Annotated in this window: 24 protein-coding genes; 17 read left to right on the top strand and 7 right to left on the bottom strand. The window is 71.9% G+C overall.

Translation table 11 applies throughout. From position 1 onward, the window contains the following. Positions 1–151: 151 nt before the first annotated feature. On the bottom strand, positions 152–784 hold the full coding sequence (locus HN013_RS23220; RefSeq protein WP_171169329.1) for a TIGR03085 family metal-binding protein: 633 nt from the start codon (positions 782–784) through the stop codon (positions 152–154). A gap of 74 nt (positions 785–858) precedes the next feature. Beyond that, positions 859–1,752: a hypothetical protein gene (locus tag HN013_RS23225; RefSeq protein ID WP_171169331.1), complete on the bottom strand. Its 894-nt coding sequence runs from the start codon at positions 1,750–1,752 to the stop codon at positions 859–861. 65 nt (positions 1,753–1,817) lie between these two features. Here HN013_RS23225 and hisI point away from each other — a divergent pair, with 65 nt between their 5' ends. From hisI to HN013_RS23295, 15 genes are all read left to right on the top strand, one after another. After that, positions 1,818–2,237: a phosphoribosyl-AMP cyclohydrolase gene (hisI, locus tag HN013_RS23230; RefSeq protein ID WP_171169333.1), complete on the top strand. Its 420-nt coding sequence runs from the start codon at positions 1,818–1,820 to the stop codon at positions 2,235–2,237. Positions 2,238–2,248: 11 nt separating this feature from the next. Continuing rightward, positions 2,249–3,817 (top strand): anthranilate synthase component I, encoded by a 1,569-nt coding sequence (locus HN013_RS23235; RefSeq protein ID WP_249375296.1) that lies wholly within the window; start codon positions 2,249–2,251, stop codon positions 3,815–3,817. Positions 3,818–3,860: 43 nt separating this feature from the next. Beyond that, entirely contained in the window at positions 3,861–4,517 is a 657-nt protein-coding gene (locus HN013_RS23240) for a TIGR02234 family membrane protein (protein WP_171169335.1), read from the top strand. Between the two features lie 116 nt (positions 4,518–4,633). Beyond that, positions 4,634–4,867, top strand: coding sequence for an HGxxPAAW family protein (locus tag HN013_RS23245; RefSeq protein WP_171169336.1), 234 nt, complete (start codon positions 4,634–4,636; stop codon positions 4,865–4,867). Between the two features lie 112 nt (positions 4,868–4,979). Further along, positions 4,980–5,414, top strand: a complete 435-nt coding sequence (locus tag HN013_RS23250) for a DUF2752 domain-containing protein (protein WP_171169337.1) — start codon at positions 4,980–4,982, stop codon at positions 5,412–5,414. A gap of 138 nt (positions 5,415–5,552) precedes the next feature. After that, positions 5,553–6,362 (top strand): indole-3-glycerol phosphate synthase TrpC, encoded by an 810-nt coding sequence (trpC, locus tag HN013_RS23255; RefSeq protein WP_171169338.1) that lies wholly within the window; start codon positions 5,553–5,555, stop codon positions 6,360–6,362. Positions 6,363–6,369: 7 nt separating this feature from the next. After that, positions 6,370–6,522: a tryptophan biosynthesis modulator TrpM gene (trpM, locus tag HN013_RS34220; protein WP_398980566.1), complete on the top strand. Its 153-nt coding sequence runs from the start codon at positions 6,370–6,372 to the stop codon at positions 6,520–6,522. 81 nt (positions 6,523–6,603) lie between these two features. After that, the gene (gene trpB / locus HN013_RS23260) at positions 6,604–7,842 is read left to right on the top strand and encodes a tryptophan synthase subunit beta (protein ID WP_171169340.1); all 1,239 of its coding nucleotides are present in this window, start codon (positions 6,604–6,606) and stop codon (positions 7,840–7,842) included. Further along, entirely contained in the window at positions 7,839–8,654 is an 816-nt protein-coding gene (gene trpA, locus HN013_RS23265; protein ID WP_171169342.1) for a tryptophan synthase subunit alpha, read from the top strand. The genes trpB and trpA overlap by 4 nt, the downstream gene beginning before the upstream one ends. 144 nt (positions 8,655–8,798) lie before the next feature. Beyond that, positions 8,799–9,587 (top strand): thioredoxin domain-containing protein, encoded by a 789-nt coding sequence (locus HN013_RS23270; RefSeq protein ID WP_171169432.1) that lies wholly within the window; start codon positions 8,799–8,801, stop codon positions 9,585–9,587. A gap of 117 nt (positions 9,588–9,704) precedes the next feature. Next, positions 9,705–10,583, top strand: coding sequence for a prolipoprotein diacylglyceryl transferase (gene lgt, locus HN013_RS23275; protein ID WP_171169345.1), 879 nt, complete (start codon positions 9,705–9,707; stop codon positions 10,581–10,583). A 371-nt stretch (positions 10,584–10,954) separates the two neighbouring features. After that, on the top strand, positions 10,955–11,686 hold the full coding sequence (locus tag HN013_RS23280) for a VIT1/CCC1 transporter family protein (RefSeq protein WP_171169347.1): 732 nt from the start codon (positions 10,955–10,957) through the stop codon (positions 11,684–11,686). A 302-nt stretch (positions 11,687–11,988) separates the two neighbouring features. Then, the gene (gene gltB, locus HN013_RS23285) at positions 11,989–16,512 is read left to right on the top strand and encodes a glutamate synthase large subunit (RefSeq protein WP_171169434.1); all 4,524 of its coding nucleotides are present in this window, start codon (positions 11,989–11,991) and stop codon (positions 16,510–16,512) included. After that, positions 16,505–17,965 carry a glutamate synthase subunit beta gene (locus HN013_RS23290; RefSeq protein WP_171169349.1) on the top strand — a complete coding sequence of 487 codons (1,461 nt, stop codon included), beginning with the start codon at positions 16,505–16,507 and terminating at the stop codon, positions 17,963–17,965. The genes gltB and HN013_RS23290 overlap by 8 nt, the downstream gene beginning before the upstream one ends. 195 nt (positions 17,966–18,160) lie before the next feature. Continuing rightward, positions 18,161–18,733 (top strand): hypothetical protein, encoded by a 573-nt coding sequence (locus tag HN013_RS23295; RefSeq protein WP_171169351.1) that lies wholly within the window; start codon positions 18,161–18,163, stop codon positions 18,731–18,733. Between the two features lie 63 nt (positions 18,734–18,796). On the opposite strand, the gene HN013_RS23300 is transcribed toward HN013_RS23295, so the two are convergent. Both HN013_RS23300 and HN013_RS23305 read right to left on the bottom strand, forming a co-directional pair. Next, the gene (locus HN013_RS23300) at positions 18,797–19,342 is read right to left on the bottom strand and encodes a hypothetical protein (RefSeq protein ID WP_171169352.1); all 546 of its coding nucleotides are present in this window, start codon (positions 19,340–19,342) and stop codon (positions 18,797–18,799) included. A gap of 115 nt (positions 19,343–19,457) precedes the next feature. Further along, positions 19,458–19,880 (bottom strand): hypothetical protein, encoded by a 423-nt coding sequence (locus HN013_RS23305; protein WP_171169354.1) that lies wholly within the window; start codon positions 19,878–19,880, stop codon positions 19,458–19,460. 278 nt (positions 19,881–20,158) lie between these two features. On the opposite strand from HN013_RS23305, the gene HN013_RS23310 reads away from it, so the two are divergent. Further along, the gene (locus HN013_RS23310; RefSeq protein ID WP_171169363.1) at positions 20,159–22,180 is read left to right on the top strand and encodes an FAD-dependent oxidoreductase; all 2,022 of its coding nucleotides are present in this window, start codon (positions 20,159–20,161) and stop codon (positions 22,178–22,180) included. Positions 22,181–22,659: 479 nt separating this feature from the next. Further along, positions 22,660–22,929 (top strand): hypothetical protein, encoded by a 270-nt coding sequence (locus HN013_RS23315; protein WP_171169365.1) that lies wholly within the window; start codon positions 22,660–22,662, stop codon positions 22,927–22,929. Between the two features lie 22 nt (positions 22,930–22,951). Here the strand turns inward: HN013_RS23315 and HN013_RS23320 are convergent, their stop codons facing one another. From HN013_RS23320 to HN013_RS23330, 3 genes are all read right to left on the bottom strand, one after another. Continuing rightward, complete coding sequence (locus tag HN013_RS23320; RefSeq protein WP_171169367.1) at positions 22,952–23,620, bottom strand: calcium-binding protein; 669 nt, start codon at positions 23,618–23,620, stop codon at positions 22,952–22,954. Then, a complete protein-coding gene (gene wecB / locus HN013_RS23325; RefSeq protein ID WP_171169369.1) occupies positions 23,617–24,807 on the bottom strand; it encodes a non-hydrolyzing UDP-N-acetylglucosamine 2-epimerase in 1,191 nt (396 codons plus the stop codon). Before wecB ends, HN013_RS23320 begins: the two co-directional genes overlap by 4 nt. 67 nt (positions 24,808–24,874) lie before the next feature. Then, on the bottom strand, positions 24,875–26,152 hold the full coding sequence (locus HN013_RS23330; protein ID WP_171169371.1) for a glycosyltransferase: 1,278 nt from the start codon (positions 26,150–26,152) through the stop codon (positions 24,875–24,877). Between the last annotated feature and the right edge of the window lie 138 nt (positions 26,153–26,290).

Genomic DNA, 26,290 nt, shown 5'->3' on the forward strand with positions numbered 1-26,290 from the left:
CTTTCACCGTTTCTTGCAGGGGCTGCGCCCCCGCACCCCCGAAGCGCGCTGCGCGCGCTGTCCTCAAACGCCGGACGGGCTGAATAGGCCCGGTGGGGGTGCGGGGGCTTGCCCCCGCAAGAAACGGTGAAAGGGCGGGACCGGGGCACCCTCAAATCCCCAGCCGCGCAGCCATCAGCTTCGCCTTCGCCACCTCGTCCCCCTCCAGCTCCACCCGAGCCTCCCCCTGCCGCCCGAAGGCGAAGAGCGTCAGCTCCCCGGGCTCCCCGGTCACGGTGACCACGGGAACGCTCCGGTTCCCGACGGCGGTACGGCCGTCGGGACGGCGGAGGACGAGGCCGACGGGGGACTTGCGGCCGAGGACGCGGGCCATTTTTTCGAGGCGGGCCCAGAGGGCGTCGGCGAAGACGGGGTCGAGCTCGCGGGGCGTCCAGTCGGCCTGGGCGCGGCGGACGTCCTCGGTGTGGACGTAGAACTCGACGGTGTTGGCGGCCTCGTCGATCTGCTTGAGGGCGAAGGGGGAGGTGCGGGGCGGCCCGGTGCGGATGAGCTGGATGAGCTCTTCGTAGGGCTTGGCGGCGAACTCGGACTGGACCCGTTCGAGGCGGGCGGCCAGCGGCTTGAAGAGGGCGCCGGCGGCGGCGTCCGAGCGGCGTTCGCGCACGACGACGTGCGCGGCGAGATCGCGGGCGCTCCACCCCTGGCAGAGCGTCGGGGCGTTCGGACCCGCGGTCTCCAACAGATCCGCGAGAAGCAGGCGTTCGCGCTGTGCATGGGTCGACATGGCGGCAGCCTACGGTCGTGGCCGCCGCCGTGCCACGGCGCCGCGCCCGGGTGAGGGCGGACCTCCTGTTCCGGCTATTCCGGCAGCGGTGCGGTCAGCTTGGGGCCGTCCGGCTTGTCGCTGCGGGCGATCCAGCAGGTGACGCGGCGTTCACCGGTCAGCAGGTACGTCCGCTGGTTCGGGTAGAGCGCGAAGTAGTAGTACCTGCGGCCGTCGTTCATGGCGCGCAGCCGCCGCTCGGCGTCCGGCTTGCAGAGCCCCAGGGCCCTGGTCTGGATCTCCGGCTCGCTGGAGAGGGAGTTGCTGAGGGTCCGGTTGGATATCGCCTCGCCGTCGTGGCTGCCGGTGCAGGACTTCTTCTCCACCCGGGTGGCCGACGGGGTCATCGCGGGGTGGTCGAAGCACTCGCCGGGCTTGACGACGACCATGGGCACCACGATCGACGAGGAGCCCGAGGGAGACGGCTCCGCGGAGGGCGACGCCGGGTCCGGGAGGCGCGGCAGGGTGGGCAGGGACGACGGTCTGGACGACGGTTCGTCGCTCGCCGGGGCGCTGGGCGTGGACGAGCCCTTCGCCACGGGCTTCTCGTCGTCCTTGTCGTTCTTGTTGCTGAGGATGATGCCGCCGACGACCAGGCCGACGACCAGCACCACGCCCACCACGATCGCGGCGATCTTCGCGCCGCCGCCCCCGGAGGACGGCGGGGGAGCCCCGGGCGACCCGTACGGGGCGTACGGACCACCGGGACCGCCGGGGCCACCCGGGCCACCGGGACCCGGGCCGTAGCCCGGCGGCTGTCCCGGGCCCGGACCGTACGGAGGCTGCCCCTGGCCGTACGGGGGCTGCCCGCCGCCGTACGGCGGGGGCTGCTCCGGCGGTGGCCCGAAGCCCGTCGGCGGTCCGAAGCCGCCGCCGCCCCCGGGCGGCTGCGGCGGGTTCGAGGGAGGCGGGGGAGGCGGTGAGGTCATGACGGAAGCATGCCGTATGGCTCGGACATTCATGCGACCGGTCCCATGAGCGGCACAATGAATCCATGACCGGCAACGCCCTTTCCAGTTCCCCCTCCTCGACCGGCGCCTCCTCCGCCTCACCCGCATCCCCCGGCAGCTCCGCGCTCGACCCCGCCGTCGCCGCGCGCCTCAAGCGCAGCGCGGACGGCCTGGTCCCCGCCATCGCCCAGCAGTACGACACCGGCGAGGTGCTGATGCTCGGCTGGATGGACGACGAGGCGCTGCACCGCACCCTCACCACCGGCCGCTGCACCTACTGGAGCCGCAGCCGCCGCGAGTACTGGGTCAAGGGCGACACCTCCGGGCACGTCCAGCACGTCAAGTCCGTGGCCCTGGACTGCGACGCGGACACCCTCCTCGTCAAGGTCGACCAGACCGGCCCGGCCTGCCACACCGGGACGCGCACCTGTTTCGACGCCGGTGACCTGCCCCTGGGCCAGTAGGCTCCGCTGCCATGGCTGCCACCACCGCTTCCGGCCCCGCCCCGGCCCCCGACGGCGCCGTCGTCCTGCCCGACGCCGACACCTTCCGGGCCCTCGCCAAGGACCGCCGGGTCATCCCGGTCACCCGGCGCTTCCTCGCCGACGGCGACACGCCCGTCGCCCTCTACCGCAAGCTCGCCGCCGAACGGCCGGGCACCTTCCTCCTGGAGTCCGCCGAGCACGGGCGCACCTGGTCCCGGTACTCGTTCGTCGGGGTGCGCAGCGCCGCCACCCTCACCGTCCGCGACGGGGAGACCCACTGGCTGGGCACCCCGCCGGTCGGCGTCCCCACCGACGGGGACCCGCTGCGCACCCTGCGCGCCACCGTGGAGGCCCTGCACACCCCGCGCGACCTCATCGAGGGCGCCGGGCTGCCGCCCTTCACCGGCGGCATGGTCGGCTACCTGGGCTACGACATCGTCCGCCGCCTGGAGCGGATCGGCGACCACCACGGCGAGCGGGACGGCCTCGGACTGCCCGAGCTGACCATGCTGCTCACCTCGGACCTCGCCGTCCTCGACCACTGGAACGGCACGGTCCTGCTGATCGCCAACGCGATCAACCACAACGACCTGGAGACGGGCGTCGACGAGGCGTACGCGGACGCCGTGGCCCGCCTCGACGCGATGACGGCCGACCTGCACCGGCCGGTGCCCACCCATCCCACCGTGCTGCCCCCGGCCGACCTGCCCGAGTTCGCCGCCCGCTGGGGCGGCGCGGACTACCAAGTGGCGGTCGAGGAGATCAAGGAGCGCATCCGGGCGGGCGAGGCGTTCCAGGTGGTGCCCTCCCAGCGGTTCGAGACCCCGTGCGCGGCCTCCGCCCTGGACGTCTACCGGGTGCTCCGGGCGACCAACCCGAGCCCGTACATGTACCTCTTCCAGTTCGACGGCTTCGAGGTCGTCGGCTCCAGCCCGGAGGCACTGGTCAAGGTCGAGGACGGCCGGGCCATGGTCCACCCCATCGCCGGCACCCGCCCGCGCGGCGCCACCCCGCAGGCCGACGCCGCCCTCGCCGAGGAACTGCTCGCCGACCCCAAGGAACGCGCCGAGCACCTGATGCTCGTCGACCTCGGCCGCAACGACCTCGGCCGGGTCTGCGAACCGGGCAGCGTCGAGGTCGTCGACTTCATGTCGATCGAGCGCTACAGCCACGTCATGCACATCGTCTCCACCGTCACCGGGCGCCTCGCCCCCGGCCGTACGGCGTTCGACGTGCTCACCGCCTGCTTCCCGGCCGGCACGCTCTCCGGCGCGCCCAAGCCGCGGGCCATGCAGATCATCGAGGAGCTCGAACCCTCCCGCCGCGGCCTGTACGGCGGCTGCGTGGGCTACCTGGACTTCGCCGGGGACTCCGACACGGCCATCGCCATCCGCACCGCCGTGCTGCGCGACGGGACCGCCTACGTCCAGGCCGGCGCGGGCGTCGTCGCCGACTCCGACCCGGTGGCCGAGGACATGGAGTGCCGCAACAAGGCCGCCGCGGTGCTGCGGGCCGTACACGCCGCCGGACGGCTCACCCGGCCGGGGGCACCGGCGTGACCCCGGCTGCGCGGGGCGCGGGGGCGCAGGGGATAGTGGAAGCGTGAGCGCAGCCGTACCCCACCCCCGCCCCCGCACCGAGTCCGCGCCGGCCCCCGGCCGCAGCGCCCGGCGCAGCGTCGCCGCCGCCCTGTTCCTCACGGCCGCCGGTGCCGCGCTCGTGCTGCTCGCGGGCGGGCGCACCTGGGTCGAGGGCACCGCGGCGGGCGCGCAGGACGCCGCCCTGGAGCAGGCCAGAGGCCAGGACATCACCGGCCTGCCCGGCGCCCTGGCCATCGTCGGCCTGGCGGCGCTCGTCGCCGTCTTCGCCGTGCGCCGGGCCGGGCGGCTGCTGGTCGCCGCCCTGCTCGCGCTGTGCGGCGCGGGCGTCGTCGTGGGCAGCATCACCGGCAGCTCCGACACGGGAGCCCTGGAGGACAAGGCCGCCAGGACCACCGGCCTCTCCAGTGCCACGGTCGAGCACGTCACCCACACCCCCTGGCCCTGGGTGGCCCTGGCCGGCGGCGTCCTGCTGCTGCTCGCCGGGCTGCTCGCGCTGCGCTACGGGCGCGACTGGCCCGCGATGTCCGGCCGCTACGAGCGCGACGGCACCCCGCGCCCCCGCCGCCCGCGCAGGGCGCCCGACCCGGAGCGGCCCGAGGAGATCTGGAAGGCCCTCGACCGCGGGGAGGACCCCACCGGCGACGCCGCGTCCCGCTAGCGGCGCGGAGGGCCACCCCACGTCGAGCCGGTCACGGGCCGTCAGGGACAATGACCGCGAGGGTTATGCGCCCGCAGGCGCGATTCAGAGACCCCCAGCAACGAGGAGTCAAACTCATGTCGGGTCACGGACACGGACACACCCCGGCCGCCTGGACCGGTGTCATCATTTCCTTCATCGGCTTCTGCGTCGCGAGTGCGTTCATCGTGATGGCCAATCCGGTCGGCTTCTGGGCCGGGGTCGCCCTGACCCTCCTCGGCGCGGTCGTCGGCGGCATCATGCGTCTCATGGGCCTCGGCCAGGCCCCCAAGACGGGCTCGCGGCCGAAGGCACAGCCGCAGAACGGCTGACCATCCGGTCGTCCGCTTCCCGCACCCGGCGCGGCCCGGGGCGTCCGCCCGTACTCACCTGTACGAGCCGCCCTGAGCTGCGCCTTCGTGTGTCCCGGCGGAGACTGGCGGGGTGAGCGAGTCCGCGCCCGGCCCCGGCCGGGCCACCGATCCGTCCGTCCGCCGGCTGGGCGTACCGCTGGGCGTCGCCGCCGGACTGGCCGCCGCGGCGGCCGGCGTCGGGGCGGCGGACCTCTCCGGGCCCGGCCCCTACGCCTGCCCGCTGCTGCGCTGCACCGGCCTCCTCTGCCCCGCCTGCGGGGGCCTACGGGGCCTGCACGCCCTCGTCCACGGCGACCTCCCGGCCGCCCTGCGCGCCAATGCCCTGGCCGTCCTGGGCTACGCCGTCTTCGCCGTGCTCTGGGCCGTCTGGTGCGTCCGCGCGGTGCGCCGCGACGGCGGTATGCCCGTGGCCCCGCGGCCCTCCCACCGGTGGGCGGCGGGCGCCCTGGTCCTGGCCTTCACCGTGGTGCGGAACCTGCCCTGCGGGGCGGTGCTCGCCCCCTGAGGAGGCGGTCCGCCCCGACGCCGCCGTCAACCGGATGCGCGACCTGCGTCCGACGGCAAGTACCATCACAGTGTGCTGGTGAGGTGAGTACGAACCGCATCGGCCCAGATCATCCGAGCCCGGAAGGGGGCCGCTCGCGTGAGTGTGCTCGACGAGATCATCGACGGAGTCCGTGCCGACCTCGCGGAACGGCAGGCGCGCGTCGGCCTCGACGAGCTCAAGGAGCGGGCCGCGAAGGCACCGCAGGCCAGGGACGGCGCCGCCGCGCTCCGCGGCGAGAACGTCGCCGTGATCTGCGAGGTCAAGCGCTCCAGCCCCTCCAAGGGCGCGCTGGCCGCGATCGCCGACCCCGCGGGGCTCGCCGCGGACTACGAGGCCGGTGGCGCCTCGGTCATCAGCGTGCTGACCGAGCAGCGCCGCTTCGGGGGGTCGCTCGCCGACCTGGAGGCCGTCCGCGCCAAGGTCGACATCCCCGTCCTGCGCAAGGACTTCATCGTCACCGCCTACCAGCTGTGGGAGGCCCGGGCCTACGGGGCCGACCTCGCCCTGCTGATCGTCGCCGCCCTGGAGCAGGAGGCCCTGGTCTCCCTCATCGAGCGGGCCGAGTCCATCGGGCTCACCCCGCTGGTGGAGGTGCACGACGAGGAGGAGGTCGAGCGGGCGGTGGCCGCCGGCGCCCGCGTCATCGGCGTCAACGCGCGCGACCTCAGGACGCTGGAGGTGGACCGGGGCACCTTCGCCCGGGTCGCCCCCGAGATCCCCGACGGCATCGTCAAGATCGCCGAGTCCGGGGTGCGCGGGCCGCACGACCTCATCGCCTACGCCAACGACGGGGCCGACGCGGTCCTCGTCGGCGAGTCCCTGGTCACCGGCCGCGACCCCAAGGGCGCCGTCGCCGACCTGGTCGCCGCCGGAGCCCACCCGGCCCTGCGGCACGGCAGGAGCTGAGACCCGTATGACCGCGTACGCGCGACTGGCCCGGGGGTGCCGCCCCCGGGGCTGCCGCGCGCCCGCGCGGCGCGTACGCGGACGCCGCGTCCGGTACCACATCGGGTGCGAACCGGGGCAGGTCAACGGGCGCCGATGGCGTCGGGCAGCTTCGCTGTAGCCGACTCCACCGGCGGGTGCGGCGCGGGCGGGATCCCGCGCGGCCGCCCGTCGCCCGTTTCCCGTACCCAGGAGTACCTCCGTGTCCTCTGAGTTCTTCGTTCCCGATCCCGAAGGCCAAGTTCCCAGCGCCACCGGCTACTTCGGCGCCTTCGGAGGCAAGTTCATCCCCGAGGCGCTCGTCGCCGCCGTCGACGAGGTCGCCGTCGAGTACGAGAAGGCCAAGGCCGACCCGGCCTTCGCCGCCGAGCTCGACGAGCTGATGGTCAACTACACCGGGCGCCCCAGCGCCCTCACCGAGGTGCCGCGGTTCGCCGAACACGCGGGCGGCGCCCGGGTGTTCCTCAAGCGCGAGGACCTCAACCACACCGGCTCGCACAAGATCAACAACGTGCTGGGCCAGGCGCTGCTCACCAAGCGGATGGGCAAGACCCGCGTCATCGCCGAGACCGGCGCCGGCCAGCACGGCGTCGCCACCGCCACCGCCTGCGCGCTCTTCGGTCTGGAGTGCACCATCTACATGGGCGAGGTCGACACCGAGCGGCAGGCCCTCAACGTCGCCCGGATGCGGATGCTCGGCGCCGAGGTCATCGCCGTGAAGTCCGGCAGCCGCACCCTCAAGGACGCCATCAACGAGGCGTTCCGCGACTGGGTCGCCAACGTCGACCGCACCCACTACCTCTTCGGCACGGTCGCCGGACCGCACCCCTTCCCGGCCCTGGTCCGCGACTTCCACCGGGTCATCGGCGTCGAGGCCCGCCGCCAGATCCTCCGGCGCGCCGGCCGGCTCCCCGACGCCGCACTGGCCTGCGTCGGCGGCGGCTCCAACGCCATCGGCCTCTTCCACGCCTTCCTCCCCGACACCGGCGTCCGCCTCATCGGCTGCGAGCCCGGCGGCCACGGCGTGCCGACGGGCGAGCACGCCGCCACCCTCACCGCCGGAACCCCCGGCATCCTGCACGGCTCGCGCTCGTACGTCCTCCAGGACGAGGACGGCCAGATCACCGAGCCGTACTCCATCTCGGCGGGCCTGGACTACCCCGGCATCGGACCGGAGCACTCCTACCTGAAGGACACCGGGCGGGCCGAGTACCGGGCCGTCACCGACGACGAGGCCATGCAGGCGCTGCGCCTGCTCTCGCGCACCGAGGGCATCATCCCGGCCATCGAGAGCGCGCACGCGCTCGCGGGGGCGCTGGAGGTCGGGCGGGAGCTGGGGCCGGACGGCCTGCTGCTGGTCAACCTCTCGGGGCGGGGCGACAAGGACATGGACACGGCGGCCCGCTACTTCGGGCTCTACGACGAGGGGGCGGCCAAGTGACTGGAAACATCGGGCTGTTGAACGACGTCCTGGCGACGGCGAAGGCGGAGAACCGTGCCGCGCTCGTGGGCTACCTGCCGGCCGGCTTCCCCACCGTGGACGACGGCGTCCGTGCCATGACCGCGATGATCGAGGGCGGCTGCGACATCGTCGAGGTCGGCCTCCCGCACAGCGACCCGGTCCTGGACGGCCCCGTCATCCAGACCGCCGACGACATCGCGCTCCGCGGCGGTCTGCGGATCGCCGATGTGATCCGTACGGTCGGCGAGGTGCACCGGGCGACCGGCGCGCCCATCCTCTGCATGACCTACTGGAACCCGGTCGACCGCTACGGCACCGAGCGGTTCGCCGCCGATCTCGCCGCGGCCGGGGGAGCGGGCTGCATCCTGCCCGACCTGCCGGTCGAGGAGTCCGACACCTGGCGCAAGGCCGCCGAGCAGCACGGCCTGGCGACGGTCTTCGTCGTCGCCCCGAGCAGCCGGGACGAGCGGCTGGCCAGGATCACGGCGGCCGGCAGCGGCTTCGTCTACGCGGCCTCGCTCATGGGCGTCACCGGCACCCGGGCGTCCGTCGGCCGGGAGGCCGAGGAACTGGTGGGCCGCACCCGCGCGGTGACCGACCTGCCGGTCTGCGTCGGCCTGGGCGTCTCCGACGCGGCGCAGGCCGCCGAGGTCGCCGGGTTCGCCGACGGCGTCATCGTCGGCTCGGCGTTCGTCAAGCGGCTGCTGGACGCCCCCGACACCGAGGCGGGTCTGACCGCCGTGCGGGCGCTCGCCGGAGAGCTCGCCGAGGGGGTCCGCAAGCGCGGCTGAGCCCGCGCCGGGGTACGGGCCGGGGTGCACGTCCCGGGGTATACGTGCCGGGGTATACGTGCCGGGGTACGGAGAGTAACCCGTTCGAAGGAACCTGTGACCGGGGGTGCGCTGGGGCGCACCCCCGGTTCGTTGTACGGGGACGTGAACCAGAAGAACAGCGAGGGAAAGCGCAGCGCCCGCGAGCGGCTGCAGGAACAGCGCGAGCGGGACGCCGCCCGCGACAAACGCAGGCGGGCCATGATCGCGGGGCTGGCGGTGGTGGGGGTGCTGGGCGCCGGCGCCGGCGTCGCGGCCGTGGTCGCGAGCTCGGGCGGGGAGAAGAAGGAGGAGGCGTCGGGGCCGCCGCTGCCGCCGCAGGGGGCCCTCGGCAAGGACGGCTCCACCATCCCCGTGGGCAAGAAGGCCGCCAAGGCCACCCTCACCGTCTACGAGGACTTCCGCTGCCCGGCCTGCGCCCTGTTCGAGAACGCGTACCGGGACACGGTCCGCGACCTGGAGCAGGAGGGCAAGCTCAAGACCGAGTACCACATCGTCACCCTCATCGACCGGAACCTGGGCGGCGAGGGCTCGCTCCACGCGGCCAACGCCGCCGCGTGCGCGCAGGACGTCGGGAAGTTCGCCGCCTACCACGACGTCCTCTACAAGAACCAGCCGCCGGAGACGAAGGACGACTTCGCCGACAGCTCCCGGCTGTACGAGCTGGCCGACCAGGTCCCCGGGCTGAACACCCCCGGCTTCCAGAAGTGCGTCGACGACGGCATGCACAAGAGCTGGGTGAAGAAGGCCCACGAGGCGTTCCGCAAGGGCGCCTACAAGGCCACGCCGACCGTCCTGCTCGACGGCAAGAGCATCTACGGCGACCCCGCCCATCCGCTGACCGCGGCGAAGCTGCGCGAGATGACCGTGGCGGCGGCGAAGAAGAAGCACTGAGGCCCTGAGGTCCTCAGGTCGCCCTGCGGCGCGTGCGGGACACGGGGCCCGTTACGCAGCTGTTGTCCCGGGTGGGTTGCCGGTGGCGCGCCCGGGCAGGGTAGCGTCGGTGGTGCCATGAATCTCGCATACATTCCCAGCCCGTCGACCGGCGTGATCCACCTGGGGCCGGTCCCGCTGCGCGGCTACGCCTTCTGCATCATCCTCGGCGTCTTCGCCGCCGTCTGGATCGGCAACCGGCGCTGGACCGCGCGCGGCGGCCGGGCCGGGACCGTCGCCGACATCGCCGTCTGGGCCGTGCCCTTCGGCCTCGTCGGCGGCCGGCTCTACCACGTGATCACCGATTACGAGCTGTACTTCGGCGAGGGCCGGAACTGGGTCGACTCCTTCAAGATCTGGGAGGGCGGCCTCGGCATCTGGGGCGCCGTCGCCCTCGGCGCCGTCGGCGCCTGGATCGGCTGCCGCCGCCGCGGCATCCCCCTGCCCGCCTGGGCGGACGCCGTCGCCCCCGGTATCGCCGTCGCCCAGGCGATCGGGCGCTGGGGCAACTGGTTCAACCAGGAGCTCTACGGGAAGGCGACCGATGTCCCCTGGGCCCTCAAGATCGACGCCGATCCGGCGATCGGGCGGGTCGCCGGGACGTACCATCCCACCTTCCTCTACGAGTCGCTGTGGTGCCTCGGGGTCGCCGCCCTGGTGATCTGGGCGGATCGCCGGTTCAAGCTGGGGCATGGGCGGGCGTTCGCGCTGTATGTCGCGGCGTATACGGTCGGGCGTTTCTGGACCGAGTACCTGCGGGTGGATGACGCGCATCATGTGCTGGGGCTGCGGCTCAATGGGTGGACGTCGATTCTGGTGTTCCTGGCGGCGGTGGCGTACATCGTGATCTCCGCCAGGCGGGTTCCTGGGCGGGAGGCCGTGGTGGAGCCGGGCGCGGCCGAGTCCGAAGGGGAGGTCGAGGACGCTCCTCGGCCGAAGTCGGCCAAGAAACTCTGAGCTTGTCGGTGGCGGGGCGGGATGGGGGTTGCCCCTGTCCCGCCCTTTCGCCGTTTCCCGGGGAGGTCCCCGGACCCCCTGAAACCGCGCTGCGCGCGGTTGTCCTCAATCTCCCCCAGAGGGGGCACCCCCAACGGGCTGTAGTCAGCCCGTCCGGCGATTGAGGACGCGTGCCGCAGGCGCGCTCAGGGGGTGCGGGGGCTTGCCCCCGCAAGAAACGGTGAAAGGGCGGGGCCGGGGCGCAAACCCCCAGGTCAGCGAGGTAAGTTCGGCCTTCCTTGCTAGCGCGCACCCCGAATCGTGCGTACCTTCGAACTCATCGGGATCAGGGCACACAGGCCCGCCCCAGGGCGAAGGAGCACCACACCACCATGGCTGTCCTCGACACCGTCGCGGCCACACACATAGCCCACCGCGACAACCACACGCACCGCGACGTGAACGGCGGCTGGCTGCGCCCCGCCGTCTTCGGGGCGATGGACGGCCTGGTCTCCAACCTCGCGCTGATGACGGGCGTGGCGGGCGGCGCGGTATCGGCGAAGACGATGGTGATCACCGGGCTCGCCGGACTCGCGGCCGGCGCGTTCTCGATGGCGGTCGGCGAGTACACGTCCGTGGCGTCGCAGCGCGAACTCGTGCTGGCGGAGCTCGACGTGGAGCGCAGGGAGCTGCGCAAGCACCCCACGGACGAGCTGGAGGAGCTGGCCGCGCTGTACGAGTCGCGGGGGGTCGAGCCGGGGCTGGCGCGGGAGGTGGCGCGGCAGCTGTCCAGGGATCCGGAGCAGGCGCTGGAGATCCATGCGCGGGAGGAGCTGGGGATCGACCCGTCGGACCTGCCGTCGCCGATGACCGCGGCCGTCGCGTCGTTCGGTTCGTTCGCGCTGGGCGCGCTGCTGCCCGTCCTGCCGTTCCTGCTGGGGGCGACGCAGCTGTGGCCGGCGGTGCTGCTGGCGCTGCTGGGGCTGTTCGCGTGCGGCGCGGTGGTCGCCCGGGTGACGGCGCGGAGCTGGTGGTTCAGCGGGCTGCGGCAGCTGCTGCTGGGCGGTGCGGCGGCGGGTGTGACCTATCTCCTGGGTATTGCCTTCGGTACGGCCGTCGGGTGATGCTTTATGCGGGCAGCCGCATAACGAGCAGATTCCGGCGCGGTTTCAACCCTCCGACGACAGGGCACACATTCACAAGCGCCCGTGGGCAGTGCGGCCCACGCTGTGCGCGGCGAGGCGGATCCCGCCCCTGTTGTCCACATTGTGGAATCCAGCTTCCGCTTTGCGAGAAGCGAGCCATCATGTAACCTGCACGAAATTTCGCGGAGGGCCAACGTCGTCCCTCGGCACCATGCACCGCCATGAATGCCAAGACGACGGGAGCGCCGATGCGTTCTGCATCCCACCCCGCTCAGCAGGGGATGTACGACCCTCGCCATGAGCACGATGCCTGCGGCGTCGGCTTTGTCGCGACACTGACCGGCGAGGCGAGCCACGCCCTGGTGGAACAGGCGCTCACCGTCCTGCGCAACCTGGAGCACCGCGGCGCCACCGGCTCCGAGCCGGACTCGGGGGACGGTGCCGGCATTCTCGTCCAGATCCCGGACACGTTCTTCCGCGCGATCGTGGACTTCGCCCTGCCGGAGCAGGGCGCGTACGCGGCCGGCATCGCGTTCCTGCCGACGGGCGCCGGTGCCGACGCCGAGGCCTCCGTCTCGCGGATCGAGACGATCGCCGTCGAGGAGGGGCTGACCGTCCTCGGCTGGCGCGGCGTCCCGGTCGCCCCCGAGCTGCTGGGCAGCTCGGCCAGGGCCACGATGCCGGAGTTCCGGCAGTTGTTCGTGGCGGATGAGGGCGGGAGCACCGGCATCGCCCTGGACCGCAAGGCGTTCGTGCTCCGCAAGCGGGCCGAGCGCGAGGCGGGCGTCTACTTCCCGTCGCTGTCCGCCCGGACGATCGTCTACAAGGGCATGCTGACCACCGGCCAGCTGGAGCCCTTCTTCCCGGACCTGTCCGACCGCCGGTTCGCCACCGCCATCGCCCTGGTCCACTCCCGCTTCTCGACCAACACCTTCCCCAGCTGGCCGCTCGCGCACCCCTACCGCTTCGTCGCGCACAACGGTGAGATCAACACCGTCAACGGCAACCGCAATTGGATGCGCGCCCGCGAATCCCAGCTGGCCTCCGGCCTGTTCGGCCCCGGGGAGAACCTGGAGCGGATGTTCCCCGTCTGCACCCCGGACGCCTCGGACTCCGCCTCCTTCGACGAGGTGCTGGAACTGCTGCACCTGGGCGGCCGTTCGCTGCCGCACAGCGTCCTGATGATGATCCCCGAGGCATGGGAGCACCACGCCTCGATGGACCCCGACCGGCGCGCCTTCTACCAGTACCACTCCACGCTGATGGAGCCCTGGGACGGCCCGGCCTGTGTCACCTTCACCGACGGCACCCTCGTCGGCGCCGTTCTCGACCGCAATGGGCTGCGCCCCGGCCGGTACTGGGTCACCGACGACGGGCTGGTCGTCCTCTCCTCCGAGGTCGGCGTCCTGGACATCGACCCCGCCAAGGTCGTCCGCAAGGGCCGGCTCCAGCCGGGCCGGATGTTCCTGGTCGACACCGCCGGGCACCGGATCATCGAGGACGACGAGATCAAGGCCGGTCTCGCCGCCGAGCGCCCGTACAAGGAGTGGCTGGAGGCCGGGCTCATCGAGCTCAAGGACCTCCCCGAGCGCGAGCACATCGTGCACACCCACGCCTCGGTCAGCCGCCGCCAGCAGACCTTCGGCTACACCGAGGAGGAGCTGCGCGTCATCCTCGCGCCGATGGCCACGTCCGGCGCGGAGCCCATCGGTTCGATGGGCACGGACTCGCCGATCGCCGCGCTCTCCGAGCGTCCCCGGCTGCTCTTCGACTACTTCACCCAGCTCTTCGCGCAGGTCACCAACCCCCCGCTGGACGCCATCCGGGAGGAGCTGGTCACCTCGCTGATCTCGTCCCTCGGCCCGCAGGGCAACCTCCTGGAGCCGACGGCCGCGTCCTGTCGCAGCGTGACCCTGCCGTTCCCGGTCATCGACAACGACGAGCTGGCCAAGCTCATCCACATCAACGCCGACGGCGACCTGCCCGGCCTCAAGGCCGCCACGCTCTCCGGCCTCTACCGGGTCTCCGGCGGCGGCGAGGCGCTGGCCGCCCGGCTGGACGCGATGTGCGCGGAGGCCGACGCGGCCATCGCGGGCGGCGCCCGGCTGATCGTCCTCTCCGACCGGCACTCCGACGCCGAACACGCCCCGATCCCCTCGCTGTTGCTCACCTCGGCGATCCACCACCACCTCATCCGCACCAAGCAGCGCACACAGGTCGGGCTGCTGGTCGAGGCCGGGGACGTCCGCGAGGTGCACCACGTCGCGCTGCTCATCGGTTACGGCGCGGCGGCCGTCAACCCGTACCTCGCCATGGAGTCCGTCGAGGACCTCGTCCGGGCGGGCACCTTCCTGCCGGACACCGCGCCCGAGGACGCCATCCGCAACCTCATCAAGGCGCTCGGCAAGGGCGTCCTCAAGGTGATGTCCAAGATGGGCATCTCCACCGTCGCCTCCTACCGGGGCGCCCAGGTCTTCGAGGCCGTCGGCCTGGACGAGGCCTTCGTCGACGCCTACTTCCACGGCACCGCCACGAAGATCGGCGGCGTCGGCCTGGACGTCGTCGCCCGGGAGGTCGCCGCCCGGCACGCCAAGGCGTACCCCGCCACCGGCATCCCCGCGACCCACCGCCGGCTGGACATCGGCGGCGAGTACCAGTGGCGGCGCGAGGGCGAGCCGCACCTGTTCGACCCCGACACCGTCTTCCGCCTCCAGCACGCCACCCGCGCCCGGCGCTACGACATCTTCAAGCAGTACACCGGGCGTGTGAACGAGCAGTCGGAGCGGCTGATGACGCTGCGCGGCCTCTTCTCGTTCAGGAGCGGCCGGCAGCCCGTCCCGCTGGACGAGGTCGAGCCCGTCGCCGAGATCGTCAAGCGGTTCTCCACCGGCGCCATGTCCTACGGGTCCATCTCCCGGGAGGCCCACGAGACCCTGGCCGTCGCCATGAACCGGCTGGGCGGCAAGTCCAACACCGGCGAGGGCGGCGAGGACCCGGAGCGGCTGTACGACCCGGCGCGCCGGTCCGCCATCAAGCAGGTGGCCTCCGGACGGTTCGGGGTGACCTCGGAGTACCTGGTCAACGCCGACGACATCCAGATCAAGATGGCGCAGGGCGCCAAGCCCGGCGAGGGCGGCCAGCTGCCCGGCCACAAGGTCTACCCGTGGGTCGCCAGGACGCGGCACTCGACGCCGGGTGTGGGGCTCATCTCCCCGCCGCCGCACCACGACATCTACTCCATCGAGGACCTCGCCCAGCTCATCCACGATCTCAAGAACGCCAACCCGGCCGCCCGCATCCATGTGAAGCTGGTGTCGGAGGTCGGTGTCGGCACGGTCGCGGCCGGTGTGTCCAAGGCGCACGCCGACGTCGTCCTCATCTCCGGCCACGACGGCGGTACGGGCGCCTCCCCGCTGACCTCCCTCAAGCACGCGGGCGGCCCCTGGGAGCTCGGCCTCGCCGAGGCCCAGCAGACGCTGTTGCTCAACGGCCTGCGCGACCGCATCGTCGTCCAGGCCGACGGCCAGCTCAAGACCGGCCGGGACGTGGTGATCGCCGCGCTGCTCGGCGCCGAGGAGTTCGGTTTCGCGACCGCGCCGCTCGTCGTCTCCGGCTGCGTCATGATGCGCGTCTGCCACCTGGACACCTGCCCGGTCGGCATCGCCACCCAGAACCCGGTGCTGCGCGAGCGGTTCGCCGGCAAGGCCGAATTCGTCGTCAACTTCTTCGAGTTCATCGCCGAGGAGGTCCGCGAGCTCCTCGCCGAACTGGGCTTCCGCACCCTGGAGGAGGCCGTCGGGCACGCCGAACTCCTCGACACCGGGCGGGCCGTGGGCCACTGGAAGGCCCAAGGTCTTGACCTGGAGCCGCTGTTCCACGTCCCGGACCTGCCCGAGGGTGCCGCCCGGCACCGCGCCGTCGCCCAGGACCACGGGCTGGCCAAGGCGCTCGACAACCAGCTGATCAAGCTGGCCGCCGACGCGCTCGACACGGTCGGCGCGGAGGAGGCCCAGCCGGTCCGCGCCCAGGTCCCGGTCCGCAACGTCAACCGGACCGTCGGCACCATGCTCGGCCACGAGGTGACCAAGCGGTACGGCGGCGCCGGACTGCCGGACGACACCATCGACATCACCTTCACCGGCTCGGCCGGCCAGTCCTTCGGCGCGTTCCTGCCGCGCGGCATCACCCTGCGGCTGGAGGGCGACGCCAACGACTACGTCGGCAAGGGCCTCTCCGGCGGCCGGATCGTCGTCCGCCCGGACCGGGCCGCCGACCACCTCGCCGAGTACTCCACCATCGCCGGCAACACCCTCGCCTACGGCGCCACCGGCGGCGAGATGTTCCTCCGCGGCAGCGTCGGCGAACGGTTCTGCGTCCGCAACTCCGGCGCCACCGTCGTCTCCGAGGGCGTCGGCGACCACGGCTGCGAGTACATGACCGGCGGCCGGGCCGTCGTCCTCGGCCGCACCGGGCGGAACTTCGCGGCCGGTATGTCCGGCGGCGTCGCCTACGTCGTCGACCTCGACCCGCGCAACGTCAACAAGGAGCTGGCCGGAGCCGTCGAACCCCTCGACGCCGCCGATCTGCGGTGGCTGCACGGCGTGGTGCGCCGCCACCACGAGGAGACCGCCTCCACCGTCGCGGCCGGCCTCCTCGCCGACTGGGACACCGCCGCGGCCCGCTTCCGCAAGGTCGTCCCGCCCACGTACAAGGCAGTGCTCGCCGCCAAGGACGCCGCCGAGCGAGCCGGTCTCTCCGAGACCGAGACCCACGAGAAGATGATGGAGGCGGCGACCCATGGCTGATCCGAAGGGCTTCCTGACCACCGGGCGCGAGGTCGCCCGCACCCGTCCCGTCGCGGAGCGCGTCCGCGACTGGAACGAGGTGTACGTCCCCGGCTCGCTGCTCCCCGTCATCAGCAAGCAGGCCGGCCGCTGCATGGACTGCGGCATCCCCTTCTGCCACAACGGCTGTCCGCTGGGGAACCTCATCCCCGAGTGGAACGACTACGCCTGGCGCGGCGACTGGCAGGCGGCCAGCGAGCGGCTGCACGCGACCAACAACTTCCCCGAGTTCACGGGGCGGCTCTGCCCGGCGCCCTGCGAGGCGGCGTGCGTGCTGGGCATCAACCAGCAGCCCGTCACCATCAAGAACGTCGAGGTCACCATCATCGACAAGGCCTGGGAGGCCGGGGACGTCACCCCGCAGCCGCCCGAGCGCCTCTCCGGCAAGACCGTCGCCGTCATCGGTTCCGGCCCGGCCGGACTCGCCGCCGCCCAGCAGCTCACCCGGGCCGGTCACACCGTCGCCGTGTACGAGCGCGCCGACCGCATCGGCGGGCTGCTGCGGTACGGCATCCCCGAGTTCAAGATGGAGAAGCGGCACATCAACCGGCGCATCGAGCAGATGCGGGCCGAGGGGACGAAGTTCCGCACCGAGGTGGAGATCGGCCGCGACATCGACGGCGCGAAGCTGCGCGGCCGCTACGACGCGGTCGTCGTCGCGGCGGGTGCCACGGAGTCCCGCGATCTCCCCGTTCCCGGGCGGGAGTTGAAGGGCGTCCACTTCGCCATGGAGTACCTGCCCGTCGCCAACAAGGTGCAGGAGGGCGACTACGTCGCGCCCACCGTCACCGCCGAGGGCAAGCACGTCGTCGTCATCGGCGGCGGCGACACGGGCGCCGACTGCGTCGGCACGGCGCACCGGCAGGGTGCTCTCTCCGTCACCCAGCTGGAGATCATGCCGCGCCCGGGGGAGGAGCGGCCGTCCGGCCAGCCCTGGCCGACGTTCCCCATGCTGTACAAGGTCACCTCGGCCCACGAGGAGGGCGGCGAGCGGGTCTACTCCGTGTCGACGACCCGCTTCGAGGGCGACGAGGACGGCAACGTGCAGTGGCTGCACCTGGTGGAGGTGGAGTTCAAGGACGGCAAGCTGGAGCAGAAGCCGGGCACCGAGCGGCGCATCCCCGCCCAGCTCGTCACCCTGGCCATGGGCTTCACGGGCACCGATCGCGCGAACGGCCTCGTCGAGCAGCTCGGCCTGGAGCTGGACGCCCGCGGCAACATCGCCCGCGACGGTTCCTACGCGACCAACGTGCCCGGCGTCTTCGTCGCCGGCGACGCGGGCCGCGGTCAGTCCCTCATCGTCTGGGCCATCGCCGAGGGCCGCTCCGCCGCCCGCGCCGTCGACCACTATCTGACGGGGGCGAGCACCCTGCCCGCTCCGATCCGTCCGACGGACCGGGCGCTGACGGTCTGACGTTCAACTACCCGTTCGCACAAGGCAGATGACGGGCCCCCGACGTTTGTCGGGGGCCCGTTCTGACGTTAAAAGCCGCTGTTTCAAGCCGAGTTGGTGGCTGTGGTGGCCGGATCGCGTCCTCCGAGTGGCGTAGAACAGGCGTTCGATGGTCCTATCACCTGTCAGTGTTTTCACTCTCAAGGAGGCCATTTCATGCGACGGTTGACGACTGCGGCCGCGGTTCTCGTACTGGCGGGCGTCGGCCTGACCGGTACGGCCGGTACGGCCGGCGCCGCGACCGCCCAGGCGACCCCGACCGCCACGGACGCGTGCCAGACCGGCTGGGGCAGCACCACCAAGAAGGCCACGGGTAACGACTACAAGCCCCTGAAGAACATCAGGACCGGCAGCAACACCTGTTACGACCGCATGGTCTTCGAGCTCAACAGCGCCTCCACCGGCCTCGGCTACCACGTCGGCTACGTCGACGCCTTCCACCAGGACGGCTCCGGCGACCCGATCCCCGTCAACGGCGGTGCCATCCTCCAGGTCTACGTCTCCGCCCCGAGCTATGACCCGGCCACCGGCAAGGCCAGCTACCCGGGCAAGGCCGGTCAGACGCTCCCCGGCGTCGACATCACCGGCTACAAGACCTTCAAGGACACCAAGTACGGTGCCAGCTTCGAGGGTCAGACCCAGGTCGCCATCGGCACCCGTGCCAAGCTGCCGTTCCGCGTGGAGCGGTCGGGCGACAAGCTGATCGTGGACGTGGCTCACACCTGGTAGTTCCGGGGCGCCCGGCGGTACGGACCGCCGGGCGCAGGCCGGCCGGCCGGGTCCGCACCGGGGCTACGGACCCGGGGGACCGGAATGCCGGGCTCCCGTCACGTCCTCTTCGGAGTAGTACCAGCCGCCCGGCCTGGGCCACCAGTCGAGAGTCATCTCCGATACGTACCCGTCCTCATCGCTGATCACCAGGACGAGTGCTGAGTCGAGGGGCCGCCTCAGCACGTGCCGGTGGTCGCGAGTCACCTCGACGCCGCGCTCGGTGAGAAGGCGATGCGCTTCCGTCAGCTGTAGCGATGCGGCGGATGCGATGGGTCTCCCTGTGATCGCCTCAGGCAGGGTCACTGGTTCATCGCCGCTGAAGGTGATGCGGATGGAGGCGAGTGCAAGGTCCGGTCCCGCCCCGCGCCGGGTCTTGGGGTCCTTGCTGAAACACCTCATGCCGAGTTCGAGCGCGGCGTAGCGGTACCGCTGGAAGCAGTCATCGCCCAGCGCGTTCTTGATTCTTTCGGGCTCCCCGATCCGTTGCACCATGTCCGGTGGTGACATCCCCAGGGTCAGAGGGCCGAAAGTGCCGCTTCGGCAGAACTCGACCAGAAATTCGTCCATATTCGTGTCCCCTCCCCGTAGTCACGCTCCGTATGCTGACCCGCTGAGCGACAGACCGCCATGACCGGGACGGCCGCCCCGTCATCCGACGCCTCAAGCGATCCAGCTGATGGGTTCACGACTTGGGGAGTACCCCGCGCTCGGCGATGTCTCCCATCCATTCCTCAAGGGTGGTGACGAGCGCGTCGAGGTCGGTGGTGGCGTAGGAGGCTCGCTCATGGTCCCAGCCAGGGTCGAGGACATAAATGCGGAAGCCGCGGTCGTCGTACCAGCCGACGTCGATGTTGATCTCCCGAGCCTGCAAGCCGCCCCGATCTATTGCCTCCTGTGCGGTCAGCCACGGCGGTCGTGCGGTACGCGCCCAATACAGGTCCTCGGAGTCGTTGGTCTCGACCCTTCCATCCGGCAGGCGTCGGGCCCACAGTTGGTTGTAGTGGACGACCCAGCCGGCTGGGACGCGCAGAGGGAGTAGACCCCAGTCCTCGGAAACAGCCGTCGCCAGCGGGGAATGAGGCGAAACCTGGAAGATCGAATTCATGTGTCGGCAGTGTAGGGGGCCTCCTCACACGGGGCGAGCGACAGGGTGAACGTTGCCTGATTCGGCAGTAGTTACCCGGAAACCCCCCAGGTGGGCGGCCATTACGTAGCGGGCTATGAGCGGTCGAGTCAGCCAGTGCTCCAAACCACCGGCACACGACTGGTAGTTGCAGCCGGGGGGCGCGTAGAGGGGCGTCGAGCGCCGTCACGCTCACACGTTCAGGTGAGCGCCGTTGATCGGTCTGTCACACCCGCGCCGTCGCGCCCTATGCAGGACGCATGGATGAACTCCCCGCACCCGCCGGTCAATCACCCGTGTCCCGACGGCAGTTCGCGGCCGCCGCCGGGACGGTCGCGAGCGTCGCCGCGCTCGGCCCGAACGCCGCCGTCCCGGCCGCCGCCGCACCCGCCGCGCCCGCAGCGCCTGCGCCGCCCGTGTGCCGGCCGAAGTCCACCGCGGACTGGGACACCTGCATGGAGGTGGCCCGGGCCCTGCTGGTGCTCGACGACCAGGACCGGCCGCTGGTGCCGGAGTACCGGAAGATCCTCGACGACGGACTGCCGCGTACCGGCAAGAGAACGGCCAGGAAGGTGCTGGTGGTGGGCGCGGGGCCGGCCGGGATGGTGGCCGCGTGGCTGCTGAAGCGGGCGGGGCACCAGGTGACGCTGCTGGAGGCCAACGGCAACCGGGTGGGCGGGCGGATCAAGACGTTCCGTAAAGGCGGGCACGAGCACGCGGCGCAGCCGTTCGCGGACCCGCGGCAGTACGCGGAGGCCGGGGCCATGCGCATCCCGGGGAGCCATCCGCTGGTGATGAGCCTGATCGACGGGCTCGGGGTCAAGCGCAGGCGCTTCTACCTCGTGGACGTCGACGGGCAGGGCAAACCCGTCAACCACGCCTGGCTGCACGTCAACGGCGTCCGGATGCGCCGCTCCGAGTACGCGAAGGCGCCCCGGAAGATCAACCGTTCGTTCGGCGTCCCGCGCGAGCTCTGGGACACGCCCTCGTCGACGATCCTGCGCCGCGCCCTGGACCCGGTGCGCGACGAGTTCAGCACGGCCGGGGAGGGCGGCAAGCGGGTCGACAAGCCGCTGCCCGAACGGGTGCGGGGCTGGGCGAAGGTGATCCAGAAGTACGGGGACTGGTCGATGTACCGGTTCCTGACCGAGGAGGCCGGCTTCGACGAGCGCACCATGGACCTCGTCGGGACGCTGGAGAACCTGACGTCCCGGCTGCCCCTTTCCTTCGTCCACAGCTTCATCAGCCAGTCGCTGATCAGCCCGGACACCGAGTTCTGGGAGCTCGTCGGCGGCACCGCGACCCTGCCCGACGCGCTGCTCGGCAAGGTGCGCGACGTGCTGCGCCTCGACCGGCGGGCGACGCGCATCGAGTACTGGTCCCCGGACCGGCCCGGGGCCGACGGTGCCTCGCACGTCCGCGAGGACGGGCCGCGCGTGTGGATCGACACGGTGTCCGAGGGGCGGGACGGCAAGGTCGTCCGCGAACAGTTCACCGGCGACCTCGCGATCGTCACCGTGCCGTTCACCGGGCTGCGGCACGTCCAGGTCAGGCCGCTCATGTCGTACGGCAAACGGCGGGCGGTCACCGAGCTGCACTACGACAGCGCGACCAAGGTTCTTCTCGAATTCTCCCGCCGCTGGTGGGAGTTCACCGAGGACGACTGGGAGCGAGAGCTCGAATCGGTGCGCCCCGGCCTGTACAAGAAGTACCGCGACGGGAAGGCACCCGCCGACGGAAGCCTGCTCGGGGCGCACGACTCCGTTCCGCACGGCCACATCAGTCCCGCCCAGCGCGCCCATTACGCCGCCAACTACTGGGCCGGGCGTGACCAGCCCGAGGCGGCGCACATCGTCGGCGGGGGCTCGATCTCCGACAACCCCAACCGGTTCATGATCAACCCCTCCCATCCGGTGCCCGGCAGCGAGGGCGGCGTCGTCCTCGCCTCGTACTGCTGGGCCGACGACGCCTCGCGCTGGGACTCCCTCGACGACGAGGCCCGCTACCCGCACGCCCTCTGCGGCCTCCAACAGATCTACGGACAGCGCGTCGAGGTCTTCTACACCGGCGCCGGCCGCACCCAGAGCTGGCTGCGCGACCCGTACGCGTACGGCGAGGCGTCCGTGCTGCTGCCGGGCCAGCACACGGAACTCCTCGACGCGATCCGCGCGCCCGAGGGGCCGCTGCGGTTCGCCGGCGACCACACCTCGGTCAAGCCGTCGTGGATCGAGGGGGCGGTGGAGTCCGGGGTGCGGGCGGCGCTTGAGGTGCATCTGGCCTGAGCGGCGCCGCCGTTCCGCCGGTCCACCGTCCGGGGAGACCCGGACCCGGTGGGCCGACGGACACGGGCCGTTGGAATCATGGGAGTTCCATGACCGTCCGCCCGTGAGGTGATTTCTTAGTGGTGGCGGTCGGTCGGGCGGTGTCCGATAGCGCAAGTTCCGTATGGCTCAGCTGAGTTGGGTGCGCCCCGGACCCGCCCTTTCACCGTTTCGTGCAGGGGCTCCGCCCCCACACCCCCAACAACCGCGCTCCGCGCGGTTGTCCTCAAACGCCGGACGGGCTGGGTGGGGCATCGGCGGTGGTCTGCTGGGGAAGTGGTGGACAGGGGCGGCCTGAGCGACTGTTTGCCCGATTTATGCGCACGAATCCACCACTGTTTACGACAGGACCACCCCGGCCGCGTAGCCAGCCGTCTTTGGTCGCGCGCAACGACGATGCCGACGGTCGGCAGAGTACCCGCCATGTAAACCGCCCACCGTTGCCGCTCCACCCCTGGACGGCCCCGGCCACCCGCCCCCGGGGCATCGCCGTCCACGACGGCGAACTCACCCTCCTCGGCGCCGGCCGCGGCCCCGACCTGCTGCACCGCTGCCGCGCCTCCGACGGCACCCTCCGTCTCCTCGAAGAGGCCCGGCTCACCCTCCCCGACGGCACGCCCCTCACCCGGTGCGCCGACGTCGTCGGACGGGGGCGGCGCCTCTACCTGCGGGGGAGGTCCGTGCGGCAGTGGTACGTCCTGGAGACGTGAGCGCCACGACCGCGTCGGTGGCTCACGACCCCGCCGACCGGGCCACCACCTCGCTGAACACCACCCGGGCGTCCTCCGTGTAGACCCCCACGCTGCCCTTCAGGTACGGGCGTTCGCGGTCCTCGTAGGCGACGAGGCCGCGGCCGTCGACGCTGATCTCCATGCGGGGGCCGCGCTGGGCGACGCGGACGGTGGAGGTGTGGCCGAGGGGGAAGCTTCCGGGGCCGGTGGCGAGGAAGCGCTGGCCGCCGGGGTAGGCGGGGTCGCGTTTGCCGAGTTCCCAGCCGTTGGGCTTGAGGGTGACGTAGTAGAAGTGCTCGGGGTCGGTGTAGGCCCAGAGCAGCCAGGGCACCTCCCAGGGGTTGGGCTTCGGGGTGCGGAGCTGGGCGACGGTGCGCATGCGGGCCTCGTAGTCGACGTTCTCGTACGTCGCGGTGGAGACGACGAGGCCGGCGTGGGTCTCGTCGTCCCGGCGGGCCGGCTTGGGGGAGAGGGCGAGGCCGTCGTGGCGGCCGATGTTCGTGCCGTGGCCGTCGAACACCGACCGCCAGGGCCCGTGGACCGAGCCCTCGGCCCACGGGCGTTCCGGTGCGCCCCCGCCGCCCCACAGGGCGTCCGCCGCGAAGCCGATGCCCACGAGGGCGGCGACGGCGAGGGCGGCCAGGGCGAGCAGCCGGTGAACTCTCGTCATGCCGTCGAGTATGACCCCGGACCCTCGGGGAGGCGGGCGATCACCGGATCTCCGGGCGGGATGTCCGCGTCCGCCCCGAAGTCCTCCGCGAGCTGGGCGATGATCCGTTCGGTCGCGTGGCCGTCACCGAACGGATTTCCGGCCGCCGCCATGCGGGCGTACTCCTCCGGATCGTCCAGCAGCCGCTCGGTGGCCGCCAGGATCGCGTCGGGCACGGTGCCGACCAGCCGTGCCGCGCCCGCGTCGACGGCCTCCGGCCGTTCGGTGGTGGTGCGCAGGACGAGGGCGGGCTTGCCGAGGGTCGGGGCCTCCTCCTGGATGCCGCCGGAGTCGGTGAGGACCAGGTCGCAGGCGGCGAGGGTGGCGGAGAAGTCGAGGTAGCCAAGGGGTTCGACGACGCGGATGTGCGGGTGGCCGGTCAGCTCGGGCAGCAGCGCGTCGCGGACGGCGGGGCTCTTGTGCAGCGGGAGCAGGATCTCGACGTCGCCGCGGTCGGCGAGCCGGCGTACGGCCCGGCCCATGCCGCACATGACGTCGCCCTGGTTCTCGCGGCGGTGCAGGGTGAGCAGGACGCGCCGCAGGCCGGTGGTGAACCGGCTCCGGCCGGTGCCCTCGGCCAGCACCCACAGCAGGTTGTCGATGACGGTGTTGCCGGTGGTGAACACCTCGGAGGCGGGCACGCCCTCGGCGGTCAGATGCCCGGCGGCGCGCGCCGTCGGGGCGAAGTGCCAGCGGGCGACGCGGCCGATGAGCCGGCGGTTGAGCTCCTCGGGGAACGGGTTGTCGAGGACGCCGGTACGCAGCCCGGCCTCGACATGGGCGACGGGGACGTGCTCGTAGAACGCGGCGAGGGCACCGGTGAGCGCGGTGGTGGTGTCGCCCTGGACGAGGACGACGTCCGGCCGCTGCGCGCGGACCACCTCGCCGAGGCCGTCCACGAGCCGGGCGGTGAGGGTGGACAGCTGCTGGCGGTCGCGCATCACGTCGAGCTCGGTGCGGGCGGGCACCTGGAGCAGGTCGAGCATCTGGTGCAGCATCTCGCGGTGCTGCCCGGTGGTGACGACGAGCGGTTCGAACAGCGGGGAGGCCGCCATGGCGCGGGCCACGGGGGCGAGTTTGATGGCTTCGGGGCGGGTCCCGAGGACGAGCATGGCACGCACCGGCGCGCCGATCAGATTCGGGGACATGCGGTCCTCCGTGAGGTGTGTGCCGGCCCGGAGGGCCGGTTGTCGCTGATGCGGTGAGGCGTGGGGATCAGGTGCGCGCCGTCTTCAGCCAGGTCTGCTTGCCGGTCAGCATGCGCCAGAGGCCCCACCATCCGGCGGCGAACCAGATGTAGCCGTAGAAGATGAAGACGTGGGACAGCAGGACCGCGCGGGCGAGGCCGAGGCCCTGTTCGCGCCGGGAGTAGACCCACCCGTAGGCGTAGGCGGCGGTGAACGACAGGATGTACGGGCCGATCACCCACATCGGGGAGATCAGCGGCCGGCCCGCCTCGATCGAGCCGATGACGGTGCCGACGACGGCGACGAGGAAGGACACCGGCAGCAGCGAGGTGAGCAGGATCAGCACCGGGCTGGAGAGGTGGTAGAGCAGGTCCACCGCGGCCCGGGTGGGCACCTCGCGGACGATCAGCGGGACCAGCCCTGCCGACTGGAGGTGGCCCTGGAACCAGCGCGACCGCTGCCGCACCAGCCGCCGGACGTCGAGGACGGCCTGCTGGGAGACGGCGGCGGAGGTGCAGTGCTGGTTGGTCCAGCCGCGGGCGATGAGCCGGACGCCCAGGTCCAGGTCCTCGGTCAGGGAGTCGCTCCACGGGCCGGCGCCGTCCGGGCCCATGAGGGAGTCCAGCGCGGCCAGCCGCATGAACTGGCCGTTGCCGCCCATGCCGACGCTGCCGATGTACCGGCGGGCGCTCTGGAAGATGTCGCCGTAGATGACGAACTCCATGTCCTGGAGCCGGGCGAGCAGGCCCTTGTTGCGGTTGTACATCCGCACGCCGATCTGGGTGCCGCCGGTGCGCGGGTTGTCGAAGTACGGGTCGACGGCCTGGACCACGTGCTGGTCGAGCCGGCCGTCCGCGTCCACGACGCAGACGATGACGTCGCGTGGGTCGCGGCCGTCCAGGAGCCCGGAGGAACGCAGGTGTGCGATACCGGCGTTGAGGGCCGCACCCTTGCCCTTGCGGGCGTTCGGCAGGTGCCGTTGCAGCAGGTGCACCTTGCCCGGGGCGGCGGCGCAGGCCGCGCGGGCGATGTCGGCCGTGCGGTCGTCGGAGGCGTCGTCGATGACCAGGGCCAGGGTGTTGCGGGCCGGCAGGGCGGTGATGCGCGCCAGGCTCTCGGCGAGCACCTTCTCCTCGTTGAGGCAGGCGAGGAGGAAGACGTAGAAGCGCTGCTCCCGCGGGCCCCGCGAGCGGCGGAAGCGGCGTCGGGAGATGAGGAACAGGGAGGTGTTGTAGCACCCGGCCATCACGATGATGGCGATGCTCGACCAGAGCAGGACGTCACCGGTCCGGAGGCCGCCCGTCATGAACGGTCACCGGAGTTCCGTATCCGGTACCAGCATTTCAGCAAAATCAGGACGGCGGCTATCGAACAGTAGAGCAGGAATCCGGTTCCGGCCGCTTCCTGGAGGCCTCTCGCGTAGGGCAGTCCCGGCAGCACTTCC

The organism is Streptomyces sp. I05A-00742 (assembly GCF_013055795.1).
Lineage (GTDB): Bacteria > Actinomycetota > Actinomycetes > Streptomycetales > Streptomycetaceae > Streptomyces.